The sequence below is a fragment of the Paracoccus sp. P2 genome, from assembly GCF_046335115.1.
GTDB classification, from domain to species: Bacteria; Pseudomonadota; Alphaproteobacteria; order Rhodobacterales; family Rhodobacteraceae; genus Paracoccus; species Paracoccus pantotrophus.
The window spans coordinates 1-20,629 of the sequence record NZ_JBGOSN010000062.1; the positions used below are offsets into that span (position 1 = coordinate 1).

Here is a 20,629-nt window from a genome sequence, read left to right on the forward strand (position 1 = left end):
GCGGCGGGCTGACGACGCAACCCCATGCGGCCGCGGACGCGTTCGGCCGGCCGATCCGGGTCACGATCACGCCCGGCCACTGGGCCGACAGCCCGCAGGCGAAGTTGCGCCAGGCGGCATTCCTCCGTCTGCGCCCGCGCTGCCTTTCAGCCCGATCCGGGCTGGCCGGCCGCAAGACGGCCACAAGGGAAATCGCCTCCTCGCCCGGACCGGAAGGGCTCCATGCGGCGCACCGCATCGCCCTGCAGCGCCATCGGCTCAAGGGCCCGGACGCGCCCCGTCCCCCGCGCGCCGCGCCGCCTTACCAGTGGCCGATATTGCCCATGCTGGCCCAGGGCTCTTGCGGCGCCAGCGACTCGCCCTCTTGCAGCAATTCGATCGAGATGTTGTCGGGGCTGCGGACAAAGGCCATGTGGCCGTCGCGCGGCGGGCGGTTGATGGTCACGCCGGCATCCATCAGCTTCTGGCACATCTCGTAGATGTTCTCGACCCGATAGGCGAGATGGCCGAAATGCCGGCTGTCCGAGGGCAGGCCATCGTCGCCGTCCCAGTTCCAGGTCAGCTCGACCGGGCATTCCGGCTGGCCGGGCGGCGCCATGAAGACCAGGGTGAAGCGCCCTTTTTCATTATCGATTCGCCGCGTCTCCTCCAGCCCGAGCAGGCGAAAGAACTCCATCGTCTTTTCCAGATCGAGCACGCGGACCATGGTGTGCAGATAGCGGACCTTCATCTGTCGTTCCTTTCCGTTCGCTGCGGCCAGACTGGCATGGCGGCGGCCGGACCGCAACGTGGGGCGATCGGCTGCACCCGCCGCGCCAATACTGCCGGTTGATTGAATCCCCCGTCGGTGCCACAAGATATGCCCAACAGCACGAAGGATTCCGCCATGCCCCTGACCCCCGAACAACAGGCCGAGATCGACGAGCTGCGCGCCAGCCCGCGCCCCACCCTGCGCGCCGTCTCCGAGGGGATGGAGGGCCATCTCTACCGGGCGCATCCGGTGCTGGATCACGGGCTGGTGCGGGTCATCGACTACATGGGCGACGACGGCGCGATCACCCAGGCCGCGCGCGTGAGCTATGGCCGCGGCACCAAGTCGGTCAGCAACGACGAGGGGTTGATCCGCTACCTGATGCGGCACTGGCACTCGACCCCGTTCGAGATGTGCGAGGTCAAGTTCCACGTCAAGCTGCCGGTCTTCGTCGCCCGGCAATGGATCCGCCACCGCACCGCCAACGTGAACGAATATTCGGCGCGCTATTCGATCCTGGACCGCGAATTCTACATTCCCGCGCCCGAACATCTTGCCGCGCAATCGACGGTGAACAACCAGGGCCGCGGCCAGGTGCTGGAGGGCGACGAGGCCGCCCGCGTCCTCGACATCCTGCGCGAGGACGCGATGCGCAGCTATGACCATTACGAAGCGATGCTGAGCCAGGAGGGCCAGCAGGGCCTGGCGCGCGAACTGGCGCGCATGAACCTGCCCGCCAATGTCTATACGCAATGGTACTGGAAGGTGGACCTGCACAACCTGTTCCATTTCCTGCGCCTGCGCGCCGATGCCCATGCGCAATACGAGATCCGCGCCTATGCCCAGACCATGTGCGGCATCGTCCGCGACTGGGTGCCCTTCGCCTATGCCGCCTTCGAGGATTACCGGCTGGGCGGGGTGCAGCTTTCCGCCAAGGGCGTCGAGGCGCTGAAGCGCCGCCTGGCGGGAGAGGCCGTCACGCAGGAGAACAGCGGCATGAGCAAGGGCGAATGGCGCGAGTTCGAGGCGGTCTGGGGTTGATCGTCAACCACCTGTAATGGGCCCGCTGCCCGGCAACAGCCGGGCCGGATCCTTCAGGACCGGCTCCGTTCAGCTTGGAAATGGCGACGACGCAGGCATGCCTACGCTGTGCAAAGCCGGGGCATCTGCATGAAAAGCCTTCCCGGATCACGGCCGATGATGATAACGGTTCTGCGTGATTCGTTAGTTGGTTAGGAGGTTGAGATGCGGATATTTTTGGCATTGGCGGCTACGGGATTCGTGTTGGCCGGATGCGCCGAGCCCGAGACAAGCACGATGTCGGGGCCGGGTGGAAACACCATCCACACGTCGCGTTGCACGACTTCGCCCGAAGGCTGCTACACGGAAGCGGCGAAGAAATGCGGAAGCTCGTACCAGGTGGTCGACAGCTACAGCAAGGCTGGCGGCACTTTGGCAGATGTCACGCCGGGTCCGGTCACCTGGTATTACATGACCTATCAATGCGGCAAGTCCGATGGCCGGCTTCCCAGCTTCCCGTTCCGCGGGCCGCAATACACGCCGCCAAAGACAACCCAATGCACGCAGCACGGCAAAACCACCTCCTGCTACCACTATTGAGGGGCACGGGAGAGGGCTTGTGCCATCCTCTCGCGTCATGGGCATCCTGGCACGGCAGCGGCCGACGATCCTGATCGTCACTGGCCGGATGCCCATGAAGATCCTCGCGCCCGCACCCCTTGCAGGGCGCGTCGCCCTATCCGCCCGTTTCAGGAAACCCGCGGATGAATGCCCGGCCGGGCGGCGTCTTAGGCTCAGATGGGGTATTCGGCTTGCGCCCCACCTCCCTTCCCGCTCGTCATGAGGTGCTGCGCTTCGGGCCGATGGTAGAGCGTGGTCTGTGAGAAGCAGCCACCAGCATCAGGGAAGGAAGCGCAGCACGAAGCTACAATGCCGGACTGGATGTATCGGTAAAAGAGACCGCGATCTGCATCCTCGACGAGGTGGCCGGATCCGTCGGGAACTCAAGGTCATAAGCCACCCGGAGGACATCTTTCGCGCCTTGAATGGCGTGGGTGCCCGGCTTGAGAGGGTCGGGCTGGAAGCGGGCCCGTTATCCCAGTGGCTGTCCGAGGGCCTGGCCAAGGCCGGCCTTCCGGCGATCTGCATCGAGACGCGCCACGCCAAGGCTTTCCTCAAGGCGCAGGTGGACAAGATCGACCGCAATGATGCGCGCGGGATCGCCCAGATGAAGGGCACCCTGTCGCCTGCGGTGTTGCGGACAAGCCATGTCTTGATGTCGTCGGGCTGCATCCGCGCCTCTGGGCAAACGCCCGNTGATGCGCGCGGGATCGCCCAGATGAAGGGCACCCTGTCGCCTGCGGTGTTGCGGACAAGCCATGTCTTGATGTCGTCGGGCTGCATCCGCGCCTCTGGGCAAACGCCCGATGGTGATCAGCCGAGGCATTCACAAGCCTGCCGCAGAAATGCCCGAACTGCTGGAGTTCAAGGCGCAGATCGAAGGGCTCTACGGCCCGGCCTCGCTGACCGAGATCGGCAGCACCTCCATGACCCCGACCTATGCCCGGAGCGAGGAGGGTTTCATCCCCGATCTTATGGGCCAGCCGCCGATGCGCTCCGAGATCCCCGACGGCAGCATGACCAAGGTCATCGAGAATTATCAGCCCTGCGTGTTTCACACCTATGTCGACAGCCGGGTGCGGTGGACTTCGCCTGGCCGCGCCGGAAACCCCTGATGCTGGGCTGCGTGGCCACATATAAGGTCACTTATGATGTCGAGCAGGACCGGCGCAGGATCGGCTTTGCCCTCACCGGCTATGAACTCGGCCGGTTGCACCGCGAGGAGCTGGACCGCCAGATCCTTGATACGATCAAGAATCCCGAGGTCAAGCCATCTAACCTGGACTTGTAAGCCGATGAACCGGCAACCGGCAGTGCCCCGGCAGGCGAGCGCGATGGGCGACGACCCGGACTTCCTGTTGCTCTATGACCTTGCACCGCTGGCAAAACGTGCTGCGCTGCTGGAGACGTTCTTCGTGCATCCCGACGAACGGCGGGGCTTTCAGCATATCGTCGATGACCCGTTGCTGCGCGCCCGGCTGGAATTCGAGTTCAAGCAGACGGTGCCCTTCGAGAGTTTCCACCTGCTGGTGGATACCGGCTTCGCCCGGCCCGCCGACGAATTCCGCCGCCGGTCGAAGCTGGCCTGTGGCCGGGTGCTGCCCAATGCCGTTGCCACCGACAGGATGCGCGACAAGCCGCCGGTGGTGCCGGGCCTCTGGGATGTGCATCGCTTCTTGGCCAGCTGCGCGCGCTGTCACCGGAGATCCGCGAAAAATCCCAAAGGGCCGCAGATACCTATACGCAATCATCGATGTGGCGACACGTTGCATCCTGGCGGTGCTGGCACCTTGCCCGGCCGGAACCACCGACCCCGCCGATCCCTAGACTGTTTGATCCCACGGTTTGATGATGCGCTCCATTCTTTGGAATGGAAGGATGCCTTATGGGACAAGTTCGTCATGGAAGCGCCACGACCACGCACGCTGTCCAAGCAGCAATAATGAGGGCCTGCCCGCCATTGGTCCGAGGGCTGGCCCGAATGATCGCAAGCTTCGCTCGCGCCGCTGAGCCGGTAGCGGGGCATCAACCCCAAGACCGTCGCGAAGTGGCGCAAGCGCGCGATGGCCGAGGATTTGCAGACCGGGCCGTCGGAGCCGCGATCCACCATGCTGACCGAGGCGGAGGAGGCGATGGTCGTGGCCTTCCGGCGCCATGCGCTGCTGCCACCGGACGATTGCCTTTATGCCCTGCAGTCCTCGATCCCCCACCTGACGCGATCCGCGCTGCACCGGTGCCTGCAACGACACGGCATCTCGCGCCTGCCTGATCTGGAGGACGACAGGCCGAGGCGGTCGAAGTTCAAGCTCTACCCCACAGGGTTCTTCCACATCGACAGTGCCGAGGTTCAGACCGCTGAAGGCAAGCTATATTTGTTCGTCGGCATCGACCGGCCGAGCAAGTTCGCTGTGACCCAACTCGTCGACAAGGCCGACAGGCAGACCGCCTGGGAATTGCTTCAGCATATGCCCGAAGCCGTTCCCTGCCGGGTCCACACCATTCTCACCGATAACGGGATCCAGTTTGCCGAGCAGCCTTGGAACCGGAACACGATCTACTCCCGGCCGATGCGCTTCGACATGATCTGCGAGGCAAACGGCATCGAGTACGCTCATCATTCCTTCCAATGATCACGTTTCTCCATCTTGGCAGCGGCCACCGCGCCGACATGTCCCTGACAATGCCCAGCACCTTGCGATGCAGCTGGGAGAATGCCTCCCGGAGCTTTTGTCTTGCGGCCCGCAAGACGCCGAACATCTCTCCCAGATCCGGCAAGGCCTCGATGAGATCCCTGACCCGGAGTTCGAATCCTCCCGCACCAACAATACCCACCTTGAGCCCGAAATTGCGCAACAGGCCGCGGATGTCGCTTTCGATCGCAAGAGCCTTTTCCTGCAGGAGCTTGCGGCTGCGCAGCAGGGCGCGGTGCTTCTGGCTGGCTACGGTCTTCACATGCACCGGGCATTGACACGCATCGCCGCCTTCACCGCGCAGGACTGGGACCAGCAGGCGCAGAGCCGGGCGCGCTATGGCGGCATCCGTTCGCTGGAGATCACCGGCGCGCCCGCGCAGGGCGTCTCCTCCGGCACGGCGATGGAGGAACCGGTCGCCGGCATGGAGGGCGGCTATGGCACCGCCTGGACCGCGCTGTCCCATCTATCAGGAGCGGCTGTCGGGCAGACGATGCTGTTCGCGCTGCCGGCCCTCGGCTCACGGCAGCCCATCCGGATTCCCGTCGTCATCCCCAGGACAGTGGGACATGGCGGGCTTGCCGCCGCATGGGGTTTTCCCGATCCCTCTAGGCCACCGCGCGGCGGTAAAGATGCCAGGTGGCGTGGCCGAGGATGGGCAGCACGACGATCAGCCCGGCGAACAGCGGGATCATCCCCAGCACCAGCGACACGGCCACGATCAACCCCCAGAGCGCGGTCGCGCCGGGGTTGCGGCGCGCGACGGCAAGCGAGGTCGCCAGCGCCACCGGCACCCCCACCGGGCGGTCGATCAGCAACGGGAACGACACCAGGCTGACGCAAAGCACCACGGCCGCAAAGACGAAGCCGACGCCGAACCCGGCCAGGATCATCGTCCAGCCCGCGCTGGTGGTAAATGCGTCGCGAAACAAGGCCAGCAGGCTGTCATAGGGTCCGGGCCCCAGGGTGACGACCCAGATCGCATGCGCGGCGAGCAGCCAGAAGGCGAAGATCACCGCAAGCAGGCAGCCCAGCGCCAGCACCGGCCCCAGCACCCTGCCGGTCAGCGTGGCCAGCACCGCGCCCCAATTCGTGTCCTCGCCCCGTTCGCGCCGCCGGCTCATCTCGTAAAGGCCGATCGCCGCGACCGGCCCGACCAGCGGAAAGCCCGCCGCCAGCGGAAAGAGCAGGTGTACCTGCCCGGCATTGAACGCCCAGGCGGCCAGGACGAAGCCGATCACCGGATAAAGCGCCACCGCGGTGATCACGTCGGTGCGCAGCGCGGCGAAGTCCTCGACGCCCTTGCGCAGCGCGTCGCGGATGTCGCCCAGGCTGATCCGGTTGACCACCGGCAGGGTCATCTCGTGGCTGCCGATCCCGTCCACCGCCGCCCCGGCGCCGCGGCCCATGCCGGCGAGCCTCTGCGCGCTCCAGCTCAGCGGGTTTCCAATCGTGTCTCGATGCATGGCTGCATCCTCCCTTCCTGGAGGGCCCGGAACCGGGCGAGGCGTCAGCCGAAGAACCCGGCCCCCGCCCGCGGAATACGCCGGGCCGAACCGTCCTCATCTGTCAGTCTAGCAGATGCAGCGCCAGGTTGCACTCTCGGAATCGCGGCAGGTGCCGGCGCCGGCGGGGCGCGCATGGCCCGAGCCGCGATGCCCGCCGCCATGGCATCCTCCCCGCCCCGGGGCCGCGGCCCGATCATGCCGGCCCGGCCAAGGCTAGCAGGTGCGCGACAGGAATTGCCGGCAGCGTTCGCTTTGCGGATCGCCAAAGACCTGTGCCGGTGCGCCGCGCTCCTCGATCCGGCCATTGTGCAGGAAGATCACCTGGCTCGACACGTCGCGGGCGAATTTCATCTCGTGCGTGACCAGGATCATCGTGCGGCCCTCTTCGGCAAGGCCGCGGATCACCTTCAGCACCTCGCCCACCAGTTCCGGGTCAAGCGCCGAGGTCGGCTCGTCGAACAGCAGCACCCGCGGCTCCATGCACAGCGCCCGGGCAATGGCGATGCGCTGCTGCTGGCCGCCCGACAGATGGGCGGGATACTGGTCGCGCTTGTCGTAAAGCCCGACCTTGTGCAGCAGCGCCTCGGCCTTGTCGCGGGCCTCGGCGCGGCTCAGGCCCAGCACATGCACCGGGGCCTCGACGATGTTCTGCATCACCGTCATGTGCTGCCACAGGTTGAAGCTCTGGAACACCATCGACAGCGAGGTCCGGATACGCCGCAACTGGCGCGGATCGGCGGCGTGCAGGTCGCCGTCGCGGCCGGGACACAAGGCCAGTTCCTCGCCCGCGACCTCGATCCGGCCCCGGCTGGGCAGTTCCAACAGGTTGATGCAGCGCAGGAAGGTGCTTTTTCCCGAACCCGAGGCGCCGATCATCGACACCACCTCGCCCTCGCGCGCGGTCAGATCGACGCCCTTCAGCACCTCCAGCGGACCGTAACGCTTGTGCAGATCCTCGACCCGGACGGCGAGGGGGGATTGCGGGTCGGGTTTGGGATGAAACATGGTTTCCTCGGGGAAATGGCGGGTCATGCGGCGCGGCCTGTCGACTGGGGGCGCTGAAAGGCCAGCAGCCGCGCCTCGATACGGCGGAACAGCCAGACCAGGGTGAAGGCGATGGCGGCATAGAGAACCGCCGCGATGCCGAAGGCGCTGAAAGGCGCATAGGTGGCCGAGTTCACGTCGCGGGCGATCTTGAGGATGTCCGGCACCGTCGCGGTGAAGGCGATCGAGGTGGCATGCAGGACTAGGATCACCTCGTTGCCATAGGCGGGCAAGGCGCGGCGCAGCGCGCTTGGCAGGACGATCCGGCGATAGACGCCAAGGCTGGTCATGCCGAAGACGCGCGCCGCCTCGACCTCGCCCGGCGGCACGGCACGGATGGCGCCGGCAAAGATCTCGGTCGTATAGGCGCAGGAGCAGATGCCGAAGGCCAGGATGGCGCAGTTGATCCCCTCGCGGAAAAACCCGTTCAGCAGGGGCTGGGACTGCACGAAGGACAGGCTGTAGACGCCGCTATAGAGGATCAGCAGCTGCACATAAAGCGGCGTGCCGCGGAAGACATAGGTGAACAGCCAGACCGGCAGCCGCAGCCAGGGATTGGCCGAGGCGCGCGCCACCGACAGCGGCACCGCCAGCACGAAGCCCAGGGCCAGCGAGGCGATCAGCAGCCACAGCGTCATCGCCACGCCGGTGATCTTGTAGCCGTCGGTCCAGAGATAGGCTTTCCCGTATTCCTGCAGGATCTCGATCATGCGGCATGCCTCCGGGTTCCGGCCGAAAAGCGCCGTTCGAGCAGCAGGACGGCCAGGTTGATGACCGTCGCCAGGGCCAGAAAGATCAGGGCGCTGAGGATACTGAAATAGAAGAACTGCCCCGAGCCTTTCCCGGCGTCCTGCGTCGCCTTGATCAGGTCGTTCAGCCCGATCAGCGATACCAGCGCGGTGGCCTTGATCATCACCTGCCAGTTGTTGCCGATGCCCGGCAGGGCGTGGCGCATCATCTGCGGAAACAGCACGCGGCGAAACAGCGTCCAGGGCGGCATGCCATAGGCCAGCGCCGCCTCGATCTGGCCGCGATGCACCGCCGCGAAGGCGCCGCGGAAGGTCTCGGTGAAATAGGCGCCATAGATCACCGCCAGGGTGATGACCCCGGCCGAAAACGGGTCGATGTCGATCTGCGCCCAGCCCAGCGCGTCGGTCAGCCGGTTCAGCCAGATCTGCAGGCTGTAGAACAGCAGCAGCATCATCACCAGGTCGGGCACGCTGCGGATCACCGTGGTATAGCCCGCCCCCAGCGCCCGCAGCCCGCGGCTGCGCGACAGCTTGCAGCCCGCGCCGACAAGCCCCAGCAGGAAGGCCCCGATCATCGCCAGCAGCGCCAGCTTCAGCGTCATCATCAGCCCCGCCAGCACCAGCGGGCCGTAACCGTTCAGGAACATGCTCCCTCCCTCCGTGACCGGCTTGTCGCGCGGATCGCGCGGGATGCCCGCCCCGCCCTCATGGGGCGGGGACCGGGCGCAACCGGCCGGGCTCAGTCGCCATAGACGTCGAAATCGAAATACTTGTCGTTGATCTTGCGATAGGTGCCATCGGCGCGGATCGCCGCGAAGGCCCTGTTCCAGTCCTCGCGCAGCGCGGCATCATCCTTGCGGAAGCCATAGCCGGAGCCGATGCCGAAATAGGCCGGGTCGTTCATGTCGGGACCGGCGAACTCGAAGCCGGCGCCGTCGGGCTTTTTCAGAAAGCCTTCGCTGGCCTGGATCGAGGCCTGGAGCGAGGCGTCCAGCCGGCCGCTGATCAGGTCGGCATAGATCTGGTCCTGGGTCTGGTAGGACACGATCTCGACCCCCTCGGGCATCCAGACCGCGCGCGCGAAGTTTTCCTGGGACGATCCCTGCTGCACCCCGATCCGCTTGCCGCGCAGCGAAGCGGCCGTCGGTTCCAGCCCCGAGCCCTTGCGCGCCACCAGGCGCGAGGGCGCGTTGGAATACTTGTCCGAAAAGGCGATCTGCTCGGCCCGTTTCTCGGTGATGGTCATGGACGAGGCGATGACGTCGAACTTGCGCGCCTGGAGCGAGGGGATGATGCCGTCCCAGTTGCTTTCGACCCAGACGCAATTGGCGCGCAGTTCCGCGCAGATCGCCTCGGTGATCTCGATGCCGAAGCCGGTCAGCGAGCCGTCGGGCTGCTTGTATTCCAGCGGCGGATAGGTCGGATCGACGCCCAGCCGGATGGTCTGGCCGGTCCGGTCCTCGGCCTGGGCAGCGCCCGCGCAAAGCAGGGCAAGAAGCGAAATCCTGATGGTGTTGAGCATGATGTTTCCCTGTCGTGATGATCTCAGGCTTGGCAATGGTCGCCCTGGGCGCCTGCCGTTTCCGCCGCCGCGCCCGGCGCCAGGAACGCTTCCGCAAGCTTGACCCAATAGCTCGCGCCCATGGCCAGGGCCTCGTCGTTGAAGTCGTAATGCGGATTGTGCAGCGGGGCGCTGTTCACCCCATTGCCGATATGGATGTAGGAGCCGGGGCAATGCTCCAGCATCAGGGCGAAATCCTCGCTGACCATGGCCGGGCGGAGGTCGGGGACGATGGCCTCGCGGCCCAGCCAGCCCTCGGCCACCCGGCGGGCCATGGCCGTCTCGGCCGGGTGGTTGACCAGCACCGGGTGGCTGCGGCGGTAATCCACCACCGCGCGGGCGCCAAAGCTTTCCGCCTGGGCCTCGGCCAGCCGGCGGATGCGGCTTTCCAGCATGTCCCGCAGATCGGGCGAAAGGCAGCGGATGGTCAGTTCCATCTCGGCCGTCTCGGGGATGACGTTGGCGGTGTCGCCGGCATGCAGCCTGCCCACGGTGACGACCGCCGCCGCCTGCGGATCGACATTGCGCGCCACGATGGATTGCAGTGCCGAGACGATGGCGGCCCCCACGACCACGGGATCGATTGTCGCATGCGGGGTGGCGCCGTGGCCGCCCATCCCCTCGACCCGGATGCGGGCGCTGTCGGCCGAAGCCATGGCCGGACCAGCGCGAAACGCCAGTTGACCCGTGGGCAGGCCGGGCAGGTTGTGCATGGCGAAGACCGCCTCGCAGGGGAACCGGTCGAACAGCCCCTCGGCCAGCATGCGCGCGGCACCGCCCAGCCCTTCCTCAGCCGGCTGGAAGAGCAGGTTCAGCGTGCCGGCGAAATTGCGGCTTTCCGCAAGATGGCGCGCCGCGGCCAACAGCATGGCCGTGTGGCCGTCATGGCCGCAGGCATGCATCCGGCCCGGTATCGTGCTGCGCCAGGCCAGGTTCGTGGCCTCGTGGATCGGCAGGGCATCCATGTCGGCGCGCAGGCCAAGCGCGCGGCCCGCGCCGTTGCGCAGCCGCCCGACGACCCCGGTGCCTGCCATCCGGGTCACCTCATAGCCCCATTGCGCCAGCAGCCCCGCCACCAGGTCGCCGGTCGCCGTTTCTTCGAAACCCAGTTCGGGATTGGCATGGATGCGGCGGCGGATATGAACCGCCTCGGCGCTGATCTTGCCGATCTCCGGCAATATCGCCTTGTCCATCCTCCTCCCCCCTCTCGTCGCCGACCCGGCATGGGGTCTGTCAGGCACCATAGCGCAGCGAGAATGTTGCGGCGGAGACAAAAATTTCTTATGGATATAACCAATGGTTGTCATGGTGGCACGATGAAGCTGCATCAACTCGAGGCGCTCGTCGCCAGCGCCGAAACCGGCAGCGTGCGCAGCGCCGCCCGACGGCTTGGCATTTCGCAACCGGCAGTCACCCGCGCGCTGCGCGAACTGGAGACAGAGCAGCAGTTGCCCCTGCTGGTGCGCTCGCCCACGGGGCTCAGTTTCACGGATCACGGGCAGGCGCTGCTGGCGCATGCCCGGCTGATCCTGAACCAGATGCGGCAGGCCGAGGAACAGATGGGCCTGCGGCGCGGCCGCCTGGAAGGCAGGCTATGCGTCGGCATCACGCCCTGGGTCTCGCTGATCCTGCTGCCAGACGTGCTGCGCGCGTTTCGACAGCACATGCCCGAGGTGCAGCTGGAGCTTTTCGACAGTTTCGCCATGATCGCCCAGCCGCTGCTGCGCACGGGGTCGATGGATCTGATCATCGGCCAGCCCTCGCCCGGCATGTCGCCGCAGGAATTTCGGATAGAGCCGATCCTTCGCTACGAGACGGGCATCATGGTCCGGCGCGATCACCCGCGCATGGGCTGCGACAGCATCCACGGCCTGCTGGACCAGGACTGGCTGCTGAACTTCGCGCCCGACGGGCGCGAACGGCTGATCGAGGAGGTCTTCACCCGCCATGGCGCCCAGCTGGACCCCAGGCGGATCGTGCAGGCCAACTCGGCGCTGCTGGCGCAATCGCTGGTCGAGCAAAGCGACATGTGTACCTGGGTGCCGAAAATCATGGCGGTCGCACCGATGTTCGAAGGGCGCACGGTGATCCTCGCGTTACGCGAGCGGTTCATGGCCTGCGATCTCTGCCTGATCAGCCGGAGACACACGCCGATGAGCCCCGCCGCCGAAATGTTCATCCATTGCCTGAAGTCCTCTGCGCGTGCACATGCGCGGAAATCGGGGGCATGGAGCAAGCTGCTTCATGTCGCGACGCAGGCTCCCTCCGAAGGATCGGGCCGGGGGTGACTTGCCGCCGATGCGCTCGACCGCGTTCAGCAGCCCGTTCTTTCTGCAACTGCCGCGTCACGCCTGGCGCGCCTCCCTGCCACCGAAAAAGCTTTCGAACGCATATCGGGCAGGCAGGGCCGCGCCCGGAAAGGGCGAGTTGTCGTCCCTGTCGAAATTCGGGTGGGGGTGCGGAAAGCCCGAGCCGATACCGGCGCTGCGGCTCCCGATGCCCACGCCGTCCGGTTCCGGGCCGATCAGCCCCGACATGCCGGCCCCATGCAACGGCGGTTCGGGATTGGCGGGACGATGTCGCCAGACGGCTGACACGCCATCCCGGCCGGCCCCGGCCTCTTGCAGGATATCCAGCCTTCGTCCCTCCGTTTCGCGCGATCCCCGTCACGGCGCATGGCCATTCGGGATGGCGCCGATCGGCGCCCTTTCGACCAGTCTCCGACGGGCGGCGGGGATGCGTTCCGCTCCGGCGACGAAGGGATGTCAGGCTGACGCCATACGGTGAAATACGTTACCAGCATCAAGCCCATGCAAGACAGGCATGGCCATGAATCTGAGACAGCTGCGCCATTCCTGTCGGTCGCCGAGCGCGGCAGCATCAGCGCGGCCGCGCAATCCCTCTGCATCGCCCAGCCGGCGCTGACCCGGCAAGTTCGCGAGCCTGCGGCCGACCTGGACACGCAGCCTTCCAAGCGCGCGACCCGTGACGCCGACCGATGCCGGCAAGCAGCTTCGGCGCGATGCCGTGCGCCTGCTCAACGGCTTCGAGCCAGCTCGCCACCACGCGGGTCGCGCTGTCGCTGGGACTGCCCGTCATGCAGGTCATTCCATCGGAAATCGGCAGGCTCCGTCGCGCCTTGCCCGATATGCCGATCAGTTTCAGCCGCCTGTTGCCCGAAGCGCAGCTTCTGCTTTTGCGCGCAGGACGGCTGGATGCGGGCTTGTCGCCCTTGCGTCCGAAGGGCTCTGGGGAGCTGATGGGAATCCCCGTCTATTCCTCCGGCATGGCCGTGGCTTTCCCCGGCGACCGGGACGGGCCCGGCAGCCGGCCGAAGCGGCCGAAAGACCTGGAAGGACGCGACTTCATCCTGATTCCGCGTCACCTCGCCCCGTCTCGTCCGAAATCAGCCGGGCTTCCTCACCCCGGCCCTGGCCATGGGCGCCTGCAAGGAAGGCCGCATCCGCCCCCTGCTGTCGGTGGGCGATACCGAAGAGCCCCAACCTCCCCGGCATTCCCGCCTCGACCATCGTCAAGGGTCTGCTCGGAAAGCGGCGAGAGCTTGCCTGACCCGGCCGCGCCGCAGCGGAACGGGCCGGCGCGGCCTGTCCGTTCCGCCGATCCGGCCGGCGGGAATGCATTCCCCATGGCCGCGCAGGGGCCGCGCGGTCAGCCTGCGGACGGGCCGGAGCCGGACGCGGCGTCACCCGCAGGCCTGTTCGCGTCATCGATCAGGCGGCGGTGGCGGCGGGCCTCGGCCATTATGTCCTCGAACCGCTCCAGCCCCTTCGCCTCCAGCGCCGCGATCAGCCGCAGATAGGCCTCGGCCGTGGCGCGGGTGTCGCCCATGGCGGTGTGACGTTCCTCGGGCGGGATGACGATGCCCAGCCGCTCGGTCAGCGCATCCAGCGAATGCGGCGCCGACTGGCCCCAGAGCATCGCCGAAAGCAGGATCGTATCCAGCGCCTGATTGTCGAAATGCGCCCCGGTCTCGGGCGCGGCGCGGCGCAGGAAGCCCATGTCGAAGGGCGCGTTATGGGCGACCAGCACCGCGTCCTCGGTAAAATGGCGAAAGGCGGTCAGCGCCGTGACCATGTCGGGAGCATCGGCCACCATCGCATCGGTGATGCCATGCACGGCGGTCGAGGCGGGCGGGATCGGCCGGCCGGGATTGACCAGCGTGTCGAAACGCTCGCCGGTCAGGCGGCCGCGGGCGATGCGCAGCCCGGCGATCTGCACGATGCGGTCGGTCGCGGGATCAAGGCCGGTCGTCTCGGTGTCGAAGACCACGCAGGTCAGGTCGGCCAGCCGCGACGAGGCCGCGCCGCGTCGCGCCAGGGCGAAGTCATAGGTCAGCCCGGCGCGGTCCGGCCGGTGCGAGGCGATGGGCAGCGGCAGGACCAGCCGCGCCTGGCCGTCCCGCGCCTCGGTCCAGATGCCGGTGGCATGGGCCGCCAGGATCTCGTGCCCGGTCAGTTCGGGCTGCGCCGGGTCGGGCGGCTCGGCCAGCCAGGATTCCAGCCGGTCCATGGGCAGCGGCGCCCCGGTCCAGAGCAGCAAGAGCCGCGCCTCGGACGCCTCGGCCTCGGCCTCAACCTCAGCGGCAAGGCGGGGGGTCGCGCCCTGTTCGCGCAGGCGTCGGTCCAGATGGCGCAGCAGCCCGTTCACCCCGGCCGCATCGGCCATCAGCATCAGCCGCGGCGGCAGGTCGGGCGCCGGATCCAGCCCGGCGGCCAGCTCGTTCAGCCCCGCCCCTCCGCGCGGGGCATCGCCGCTCATCGCCTCGGTCAATGCGCGCAGGGCATTGGCAAGCCCCTGCCCCTCGGCCCGGATCGCCTGGGCCAGCGCGGGCGGGATCGGACCCTCCAGCGCACCCAGCATCGGCACCAGGGTCGCGGCATGGCGGCGCAGAGTCTCCAGCAGGTCGCGCGGCGCGGGGCGCTGCGGCGGGCGGTCGTTCAGGATCAGCAGCGTGCCGCCATCGATGCGCCGCATGCGCCCCCAGAGCCGCTGCCCGGCCGAGCTCAGGCAGGTCAGGTCGGTCGCCGCCGCCCCCGCCGCCAACCGCGCCGCACCGGCCTCCAGCGCGCCACCGGGCAGGTGGCGCTCGATGGGGCGGTCCAGCGCGATGCCGGGCAGAAGATGCGCGGCCGAGGCGTTGTAGAACATCACCCGGCCGGCCGGATCGGTCATCACCGCGCCGGCGCCGATATCGGCGAGAATGGATTCCAGCGTCGCCTTTTCGCGCTGCAGGTCGGCGGCATGTTCGGCGATGGCATCGGCCAGCGCCTCGGCCGAACGCGCCCGCGCCTCGGCGGCATCGCGGGCGGCGGGGCCCAGATCGGCCAGATAGCGGGCCTCCTCGATCTCGGGCGCCTGACCGGTGCGCAAGCCCCCGGCCAGCAGCTCGATCGGGCGGGCCACGTTGCGGTCGAACAGGAACCAGATCCAGACCACCATCCCCAGCGCGCCGAAGCCCGCGATCAGCGCCGCCTGGACCAGGGCGTCCAGCATCGCCTGGACCGGGACGCCCCGGCCCGCAAGGCCCGCTCCCGCCACCCAGAGCGCCACGGCCAAGGCCGCAAGGATCGCTGCCGCAAGCCCCGCAAAGATCAGCAGCACCCGCAGCCGGAGCGAAAGCCGCGTCAGCATCGCCCGCCCAGGAGCCGCGCCAGTTCCGCCCGCAGCTCGGACAGCTCGAAGGGCTTGGCGATGAAACCGTCCGCCCCCAGCGCCAGCCCCTTGCGGCGCTCCACCACCGAGCCGCGCGCGGTCATCAACAGCACCCGCACGTCGTTCAGCGCCGGATCGGCCCGCACATCCTGCACGATCTGATAGCCCGAGACATCGGGCAGCATCACGTCCAGCAGCACCAGATCGGGATGGCTGGCGCGGATCTCGTCGACCGCGCCGGCGCCCGTGGCCATGCGGCGGTGCTTGTGGCCGTCGCGCGACAGCAGGAAATCCAGGGCGGTGGCGATATTGTCCTCATCCTCGACCACCAGGATGCTGGCCATCATCCCCCTCCTCCGCAGACGACGGAATAGGCCGGGTCCGAGGGGCCCGGCGGCGACCATGCGCCGCGCGCCGGCCGGACCAGCCCCTTGGCGCAATCGAATTCCTGCGGCACGACCAGCGTCGGGCCGCGCCGCTCCACCAGCGTGATCCCGGCCCGGCGCGTGCCCTCGGCGGTCTCCGAGATGCCGGCGGGATCGAGGGCGGCAAAGCGGATCACCACCGGCGCCAGATAGGTCCAGGGCGCCCAGGGCTGGCTGTCGCGGCCCACCAGCAGGATCTGCGCGCCCGCGGGCAACCGGGCGACCGCCCGGTCATACCAGGCGTAGTCATTCCAGACCGCATAGCCGACCATCGCCAGGCCGATGCCCGCCGGCAGCAGCCAGCGCGCCGGCGCCAGCCCCAGCTTGCGCAGCAGGTGCATCCCAGCATAAAGCAGCGCCGCCGCGCCCACGCCGACCGCGATCACGCCCAGCAATTCGACCCCGATCCCGGTCATATGCCCCTCATCCCAACATTCCCTTGCCGTGGCCTAGCGCCGATTGCATCCCCCGCACCACCACGAAGGCGTCGCGCAGATGGCTGCGCTGGAAATCGGGCAGCGCGGCGGGGGACAGATGGTTGCCCGGCCGTTCGCCCGCGCGGATCTGCGCGGCCTGGTTTTCCAGCCGCGTGGTCTGGATCAGGTCATAGGCCGCGATCAGGTCGCGTGCGCCGCTGCCCGAGATGATGCCCGCCGCCTGCGCCTCGACCAGCCGGGCCCTGGTGTTGACGGGCGCCAGCTGGCCCTGCAGCGCATAGATGCGCGCCAGGTCCGCCACCGGCACGACGCCGCTGAGCTTCATGTCGATCTGGTTGCGATGCTCGCCCGTGCGCGCGGTGGCAAAGCCGCCGATCAGCCCCAAAGGCGGGCGGTGCTTCATCGCGTTCGAGATCATATGCGCCACGAAGATCGAGTTCTTCGCCGCCATCCCCAGGGTTTCGGCCTGCAGCCCCTCCAGCAGCGCGGCATCGCCGCCGATGGCGCGCAGATCGAACATGACCGAGGCCAGCATCTGCGCCTCGGGGCTGGGATGGGCGATCCAGTCGCGGAAATAGCCGCGCCAGACCCGGCGCGGCTGGCGCCAGCGCGGGGTGACGGCCATCATCTCGCCGGGGCAATAGACATAGCCGCAGGCATTCAGCCCATCGCAAACGAAGCGCGCCAGATCCGCGAACCAGGGATCCTCCGGGTCGCAATCGTCACCCAGGATCAGGCAATTGTCCTGGTCCGACAGGCCGGTCTGTTCCTGCCGCCCCTGGCTGCCGCAGGCCGCCCACAGCCAGGGGCCGGGCGGCGGCCCCAGCCGCGCCTCGGCCATGACCAGCAGGCGCCGGGTCACGGCATCGGCGATGTCGGTGATCATGCGGGTGATGGTTTCGTGCCGGTGATGACCGTTGACCAGCTGCACCAGCAATGCGGGAATGCGTGCGGTGGCCGCCGCCATCTCGGCGACATCCCCCGATTGCGCGATGTCGCGGATCAGCGCCGAGGCCGAGATCGCCTGCACCCGCGTCAGGTCGGTCTGGCTGACCATGCCGACGAAGCGGCCCTTCTCGACCACCGGCAGATGGCCGATGCGGCGCTCCAGCATGATGTTGAGCACGTCATAGCCCAGCTCCGCCGGCGAAAGCGTGATCGGATCGGGCGTCATCACCTGCGCGACGGGCACGTTCACGTCGCGCCCCTCGGCGACGATGCGGTTCGAGATGTCGCGGATCGTGACCAGCCCGACCAGCCGCTCCCCGTCCAGCACGCCGATGCTGCTGACGCGAGCATCGCGCATGGCGCGGGCGGCCTCGATGGCGGGGGTCTCGGGCGTGCAGGTCAGCGGCGCCCGCCGCCCGATCAGGTCGCCGACCTTCAGCAGCGCCAGATCGCTTTCGCGACTGCCGGGCAGGCCGCTGCGGTCGAAGAAGCGTGCAACCGCACGATGGCTGCCGATCAGCCACATCAATTCGGCGCGGGGCAGCATCAGCACGGTCGAATCCTCGATGGCCGTCGCAGTGGTGACTGCCACGCCGTCGCGCAGCAGCCCCCTTTCGCCAAAGGAGTTGCGCGCCATCAGCTCGGAAACGGAATCCCCCGCGGCATCCGAGACCCGGACCCGGCCGCTTTCGATCAGGTAAAGCCCCGCCAGCCGGTCGCCGCGGCGATAGATCACGCTGCCGGCCGGATAGTCCCTGCGCTTGAAGGCCGCCGCGACCCGCGCCAGCTCGTCCTGCGGCAGGCTGTCATAGGGATGAACCGTGGCGATGAATGCGGCGATGTCGTTCATGGTCCCTGCCCTGCCGAACGGCGGAAAGGCCGCGCCCCGCGAGGGGGCGCGACTGTTCGTCAATGCGCCTGCGCCGCGCCGGCGCCACGCGGAACGCGGATCGACTCGACCAGGTCGCGCACCTCGGCGGGCGGCTCCTTGGTGGCGGCGGACACCAGATAGGCCACCGCGAAGTTGATCACCGCGCCGATGGTGCCGAACGAGGCCGGCGAGATGCCGAACAGCCAGGCATCCGCGGTATCGGGCAGCATGTTGGTCCCCGAGATGAAGAACCAGCCCTTGTAGGTGAAGATATAGACCAGCGTCGAGATGACCCCGGCCAGCATCCCCGCCATCGCGCCTTCCTTGTTCATGCGCGTCGAGAAGATGCCCATCATCAGCACCGGGAAGATCGAGCTGGCCGCCAGGCCGAAGGCCAGCGCCACCGTCTGCGCGGCAAAGCCCGGCGGGTTCAGGCCCAGGATCGTGGCGACCAGGATCGACACCGCCATCGAGACGCGGGCCGCGAACAGCTCGCCCTTCTCGCTGATGCCGGGATTGATCGCGCCCTTGATCAGGTCGTGGCTGACCGCGCCCGAGATCGCCAGCAACAGGCCCGCCGCGGTGGACAGCGCCGCCGCCAGGCCGCCGGCGGCGACGATGGCGATGACCCAGCCCGGCAGGTTGGCGATTTCCGGGTTGGCCAGGACCATGATGTCGTTGTTCACCGTGGTCAGCTCGTTGCCCTGCAGGCCCTGCTCAGCGATCACCGTGGCCAGCGGCTCGTTCGCCGCCCCGGCCTCGTTATAGTACTGGATCAGGCCGTCGCCGTTCTTGTCCTCCCAGTTCAGCAGGCCGGTCAGCTGCCAGTTGCGCATCCAGTTCAAGTCCTCGCGGTTCTGGATGTCCTCCAGCGACACGGCCGGCTGGCTGAAGGTCTCGCCCGTCTCGGCGCCCGGCCACATGGTCGCGGTCAGGTTGAAGCGCGACATCGAGCCCACCGCGGGCGCGACGGTATAGAGCAGCGCGATGAAGACCAGCGCCCAGCCCGCCGATTTGCGCGCATCGGCCACTTTCGGCACGGTGAAGAAGCGGATGATGACATGCGGCAGGCCCGCGGTACCGATCATCAGCGCCATGGTGAACAGCACCATGTCCAGCGTCGAGTTATGGTGCCCGGTATAGGAGCGGAAGCCCAGGTCGGTCACCACCTGGTCCAGCTTGGCCAGGAACTTGGCGCCCGAGGCGTCATGCGTGCCGAACAGTCCCGTCTGCGGCAGCACATGGCCGGTCAGCTGCAGGGCGATGAACACCGCCGGGATGGTATAGGCGATGATCAGCACGATGTACTGGGCGACCTGGGTATAGGTGATGCCCTTCATCCCGCCCAGCACGGCATAGACGAAGACCAGCGCCGCGCCGATCCACAGCCCGGTCGAGCTGGAGACCTCCAGATAGCGCGAGAAGGTCACGCCGACGCCGGTCATCTGGCCGATCACATAGGTGATCGAGATGATCAGCAGGCAGATCACGCCGATGATCCGCGCCGTGCCGGAATAGAAGCGGTCGCCGATGAATTCCGGCACCGTGAACTTGCCGAACTTGCGCAGATAGGGCGCCAGCAGCATCGCCAGCAGCACATAGCCGCCGGTCCAGCCCATCAGATAGGTCGAGTTGTCATAGCCGGTAAAGGCGATGAGGCCCGCCATCGAGATGAACGAGGCCGCCGACATCCAGTCGGCCGCCGTGGCCATGCCGTTCATGACCGGGCTGACGCCGCGGTTGGCGGCATAGAACTCGGCCGTGGAACCGGCGCGGGCCCAGATCGCGATGCCGATGTAAAGCGCGAAGGATGCCCCGATGACAAGGAGGTTGAGGGTAAACTGGCTCATGGGATGCTCCTCACTCCTCCACGCCGTGTTCGGCGTCCATCTTGTTCATGCGCCAGGCATAAAAGAAGATCAGCACGATGAAGACCAGGATCGAGCCTTGCTGCGCGAACCAGAAGCCCAGATCGGTTCCTCCCACCGAAATGCCCGCCAGCAAGGGCCGCAAGACGATCCCGAAGCCATAGGACACCAGGGCCCAGATGATCATGCACAGCCAGATCAGCTTCAGATTGGCCTGCCAATATGCGTTTGACGATTGTCTGTCACTCATGTCCTTCGTTTCCTCCCTTTTCAGACATGTCTCGCTCCGCCTTTGGGATTTGCGCCTCCCGGCGCCCGGCGGAAGGGCGGGGAGGCATTTCCCGCGCCCGTCTTCAGGCGCGGTTCATCCTGTTTTCGATGAGTTCGTCGACGACGCTTGGGTCAGCGAGGGTTGAGATGTCTCCGAGGGCGGCGAAATCGTCCTCGGCGATCTTGCGCAGGA

21 protein-coding genes and 2 pseudogenes are annotated in these 20,629 nt (G+C 67.3%); 8 read left to right on the forward strand and 15 right to left on the reverse strand.

Annotated elements, in window-relative coordinates; translation table 11 throughout:
• Positions 1 to 301: 301 nt before the first annotated feature.
• The gene (locus tag ACDP63_RS22005) at positions 302 to 730 is read right to left on the reverse strand and encodes a VOC family protein (RefSeq protein ID WP_024846204.1); all 429 of its coding nucleotides are present in this window, start codon (positions 728 to 730) and stop codon (positions 302 to 304) included.
• Positions 731 to 886: 156 nt separating this feature from the next.
• On the opposite strand from ACDP63_RS22005, the gene thyX reads away from it, so the two are divergent.
• The 6 genes and pseudogenes from thyX to ACDP63_RS22035 form a co-directional block, all read left to right on the forward strand.
• Positions 887 to 1,792, forward strand: a complete 906-nt coding sequence (thyX, locus tag ACDP63_RS22010) for an FAD-dependent thymidylate synthase (RefSeq protein ID WP_024846205.1) — start codon at positions 887 to 889, stop codon at positions 1,790 to 1,792.
• A gap of 204 nt (positions 1,793 to 1,996) precedes the next feature.
• Positions 1,997 to 2,371 carry a hypothetical protein gene (locus tag ACDP63_RS22015; RefSeq protein ID WP_143091294.1) on the forward strand — a complete coding sequence of 125 codons (375 nt, stop codon included), beginning with the start codon at positions 1,997 to 1,999 and terminating at the stop codon, positions 2,369 to 2,371.
• An 827-nt stretch (positions 2,372 to 3,198) separates the two neighbouring features.
• Positions 3,199 to 3,507: a hypothetical protein gene (locus tag ACDP63_RS22020; protein ID WP_036765772.1), complete on the forward strand. Its 309-nt coding sequence runs from the start codon at positions 3,199 to 3,201 to the stop codon at positions 3,505 to 3,507.
• Between the two features lie 11 nt (positions 3,508 to 3,518).
• Positions 3,519 to 3,683 (forward strand): hypothetical protein, encoded by a 165-nt coding sequence (locus ACDP63_RS22025; RefSeq protein ID WP_409928650.1) that lies wholly within the window; start codon positions 3,519 to 3,521, stop codon positions 3,681 to 3,683.
• A gap of 43 nt (positions 3,684 to 3,726) precedes the next feature.
• A complete protein-coding gene (locus ACDP63_RS22030; protein ID WP_409928651.1) occupies positions 3,727 to 4,335 on the forward strand; it encodes a hypothetical protein in 609 nt (202 codons plus the stop codon).
• Positions 4,263 to 4,923: pseudogene (locus ACDP63_RS22035) on the forward strand (IS481 family transposase); the annotation flags it as partial. The gene ACDP63_RS22030 and the pseudogene ACDP63_RS22035, both read left to right, overlap by 73 nt.
• 142 nt (positions 4,924 to 5,065) lie before the next feature.
• On the opposite strand, the pseudogene ACDP63_RS22040 reads toward ACDP63_RS22035, so the two are convergent.
• The 7 genes and pseudogenes from ACDP63_RS22040 to ACDP63_RS22070 form a co-directional block, all read right to left on the reverse strand.
• Positions 5,066 to 5,353 (reverse strand): annotated as a pseudogene (locus ACDP63_RS22040) (IS110 family transposase); the annotation flags it as partial.
• Between the two features lie 337 nt (positions 5,354 to 5,690).
• Complete coding sequence (locus ACDP63_RS22045) at positions 5,691 to 6,548, reverse strand: DUF2189 domain-containing protein (RefSeq protein ID WP_024845833.1); 858 nt, start codon at positions 6,546 to 6,548, stop codon at positions 5,691 to 5,693.
• Between the two features lie 255 nt (positions 6,549 to 6,803).
• Complete coding sequence (locus tag ACDP63_RS22050; protein ID WP_028710859.1) at positions 6,804 to 7,595, reverse strand: ABC transporter ATP-binding protein; 792 nt, start codon at positions 7,593 to 7,595, stop codon at positions 6,804 to 6,806.
• 23 nt (positions 7,596 to 7,618) lie between these two features.
• Positions 7,619 to 8,344, reverse strand: a complete 726-nt coding sequence (locus tag ACDP63_RS22055; protein WP_024845831.1) for an ABC transporter permease — start codon at positions 8,342 to 8,344, stop codon at positions 7,619 to 7,621.
• Positions 8,341 to 9,030, reverse strand: a complete 690-nt coding sequence (locus ACDP63_RS22060; RefSeq protein WP_024845830.1) for an ABC transporter permease — start codon at positions 9,028 to 9,030, stop codon at positions 8,341 to 8,343. Before ACDP63_RS22060 ends, ACDP63_RS22055 begins: the two co-directional genes overlap by 4 nt.
• 92 nt (positions 9,031 to 9,122) lie before the next feature.
• A complete protein-coding gene (locus ACDP63_RS22065; protein ID WP_024845829.1) occupies positions 9,123 to 9,905 on the reverse strand; it encodes an ABC transporter substrate-binding protein in 783 nt (260 codons plus the stop codon).
• A 23-nt stretch (positions 9,906 to 9,928) separates the two neighbouring features.
• On the reverse strand, positions 9,929 to 11,137 hold the full coding sequence (locus ACDP63_RS22070; RefSeq protein ID WP_409928652.1) for a M20 aminoacylase family protein: 1,209 nt from the start codon (positions 11,135 to 11,137) through the stop codon (positions 9,929 to 9,931).
• Between the two features lie 123 nt (positions 11,138 to 11,260).
• On the opposite strand from ACDP63_RS22070, the gene ACDP63_RS22075 reads away from it, so the two are divergent.
• On the forward strand, positions 11,261 to 12,232 hold the full coding sequence (locus ACDP63_RS22075; protein ID WP_074991104.1) for a LysR family transcriptional regulator: 972 nt from the start codon (positions 11,261 to 11,263) through the stop codon (positions 12,230 to 12,232).
• A 57-nt stretch (positions 12,233 to 12,289) separates the two neighbouring features.
• Here the strand turns inward: ACDP63_RS22075 and ACDP63_RS22080 are convergent, their stop codons facing one another.
• A complete protein-coding gene (locus ACDP63_RS22080; protein WP_024845827.1) occupies positions 12,290 to 12,481 on the reverse strand; it encodes a hypothetical protein in 192 nt (63 codons plus the stop codon).
• A gap of 273 nt (positions 12,482 to 12,754) precedes the next feature.
• On the opposite strand from ACDP63_RS22080, the gene ACDP63_RS22085 reads away from it, so the two are divergent.
• Positions 12,755 to 13,204 carry a LysR family transcriptional regulator gene (locus ACDP63_RS22085; protein ID WP_081750596.1) on the forward strand — a complete coding sequence of 150 codons (450 nt, stop codon included), beginning with the start codon at positions 12,755 to 12,757 and terminating at the stop codon, positions 13,202 to 13,204.
• Between the two features lie 409 nt (positions 13,205 to 13,613).
• Here ACDP63_RS22085 and ACDP63_RS22090 read toward each other — a convergent pair whose 3' ends face one another.
• Genes ACDP63_RS22090 through ACDP63_RS22115 form a run of 6 tightly spaced genes read right to left on the reverse strand, consistent with a single transcriptional unit; the run spans position 13,614 to position 20,416 of the window.
• Positions 13,614 to 15,596: a 3'-5' exonuclease gene (locus ACDP63_RS22090; protein ID WP_024845826.1), complete on the reverse strand. Its 1,983-nt coding sequence runs from the start codon at positions 15,594 to 15,596 to the stop codon at positions 13,614 to 13,616.
• The gene (locus ACDP63_RS22095; protein WP_010400165.1) at positions 15,590 to 15,961 is read right to left on the reverse strand and encodes a response regulator transcription factor; all 372 of its coding nucleotides are present in this window, start codon (positions 15,959 to 15,961) and stop codon (positions 15,590 to 15,592) included. The genes ACDP63_RS22090 and ACDP63_RS22095 overlap by 7 nt, the downstream gene beginning before the upstream one ends.
• On the reverse strand, positions 15,961 to 16,458 hold the full coding sequence (locus ACDP63_RS22100) for a hypothetical protein (protein WP_010400164.1): 498 nt from the start codon (positions 16,456 to 16,458) through the stop codon (positions 15,961 to 15,963). Before ACDP63_RS22100 ends, ACDP63_RS22095 begins: the two co-directional genes overlap by 1 nt.
• Positions 16,459 to 16,465: 7 nt before the next feature.
• Positions 16,466 to 18,277: a DUF294 nucleotidyltransferase-like domain-containing protein gene (locus tag ACDP63_RS22105; protein WP_028710858.1), complete on the reverse strand. Its 1,812-nt coding sequence runs from the start codon at positions 18,275 to 18,277 to the stop codon at positions 16,466 to 16,468.
• A gap of 59 nt (positions 18,278 to 18,336) precedes the next feature.
• Positions 18,337 to 20,148 (reverse strand): sodium:solute symporter family protein, encoded by a 1,812-nt coding sequence (locus tag ACDP63_RS22110; RefSeq protein WP_010400162.1) that lies wholly within the window; start codon positions 20,146 to 20,148, stop codon positions 18,337 to 18,339.
• A gap of 10 nt (positions 20,149 to 20,158) precedes the next feature.
• Complete coding sequence (locus ACDP63_RS22115) at positions 20,159 to 20,416, reverse strand: DUF4212 domain-containing protein (protein ID WP_010400161.1); 258 nt, start codon at positions 20,414 to 20,416, stop codon at positions 20,159 to 20,161.
• Positions 20,417 to 20,629 lie beyond the last annotated feature (213 nt).

Coding starts and splice junctions, on each gene's coding strand:
- ACDP63_RS22115 (WP_010400161.1), bottom strand. CDS start 20,416: ATGAGTGACAGACAATCGTCAAACGCATATTGGCAGGCCAATCTGAAG.
- ACDP63_RS22110 (WP_010400162.1), bottom strand. CDS start 20,148: ATGAGCCAGTTTACCCTCAACCTCCTTGTCATCGGGGCATCCTTCGCG.
- ACDP63_RS22085 (WP_081750596.1), top strand. CDS start 12,755: ATGCAAGACAGGCATGGCCATGAATCTGAGACAGCTGCGCCATTCCTG.
- ACDP63_RS22070 (WP_409928652.1), bottom strand. CDS start 11,137: ATGGACAAGGCGATATTGCCGGAGATCGGCAAGATCAGCGCCGAGGCG.
- ACDP63_RS22060 (WP_024845830.1), bottom strand. CDS start 9,030: ATGTTCCTGAACGGTTACGGCCCGCTGGTGCTGGCGGGGCTGATGATG.
- ACDP63_RS22015 (WP_143091294.1), top strand. CDS start 1,997: ATGCGGATATTTTTGGCATTGGCGGCTACGGGATTCGTGTTGGCCGGA.
- ACDP63_RS22005 (WP_024846204.1), bottom strand. CDS start 730: ATGAAGGTCCGCTATCTGCACACCATGGTCCGCGTGCTCGATCTGGAA.
- ACDP63_RS22020 (WP_036765772.1), top strand. CDS start 3,199: ATGGTGATCAGCCGAGGCATTCACAAGCCTGCCGCAGAAATGCCCGAA.
- ACDP63_RS22075 (WP_074991104.1), top strand. CDS start 11,261: ATGAAGCTGCATCAACTCGAGGCGCTCGTCGCCAGCGCCGAAACCGGC.
- ACDP63_RS22090 (WP_024845826.1), bottom strand. CDS start 15,596: ATGCTGACGCGGCTTTCGCTCCGGCTGCGGGTGCTGCTGATCTTTGCG.
- ACDP63_RS22100 (WP_010400164.1), bottom strand. CDS start 16,458: ATGACCGGGATCGGGGTCGAATTGCTGGGCGTGATCGCGGTCGGCGTG.
- ACDP63_RS22065 (WP_024845829.1), bottom strand. CDS start 9,905: ATGCTCAACACCATCAGGATTTCGCTTCTTGCCCTGCTTTGCGCGGGC.
- ACDP63_RS22050 (WP_028710859.1), bottom strand. CDS start 7,595: ATGTTTCATCCCAAACCCGACCCGCAATCCCCCCTCGCCGTCCGGGTC.
- ACDP63_RS22030 (WP_409928651.1), top strand. CDS start 3,727: ATGGGCGACGACCCGGACTTCCTGTTGCTCTATGACCTTGCACCGCTG.
- ACDP63_RS22080 (WP_024845827.1), bottom strand. CDS start 12,481: ATGTCGGGGCTGATCGGCCCGGAACCGGACGGCGTGGGCATCGGGAGC.
- ACDP63_RS22095 (WP_010400165.1), bottom strand. CDS start 15,961: ATGGCCAGCATCCTGGTGGTCGAGGATGAGGACAATATCGCCACCGCC.
- ACDP63_RS22055 (WP_024845831.1), bottom strand. CDS start 8,344: ATGATCGAGATCCTGCAGGAATACGGGAAAGCCTATCTCTGGACCGAC.
- thyX (WP_024846205.1), top strand. CDS start 887: ATGCCCCTGACCCCCGAACAACAGGCCGAGATCGACGAGCTGCGCGCC.
- ACDP63_RS22105 (WP_028710858.1), bottom strand. CDS start 18,277: ATGAACGACATCGCCGCATTCATCGCCACGGTTCATCCCTATGACAGC.
- ACDP63_RS22045 (WP_024845833.1), bottom strand. CDS start 6,548: ATGCATCGAGACACGATTGGAAACCCGCTGAGCTGGAGCGCGCAGAGG.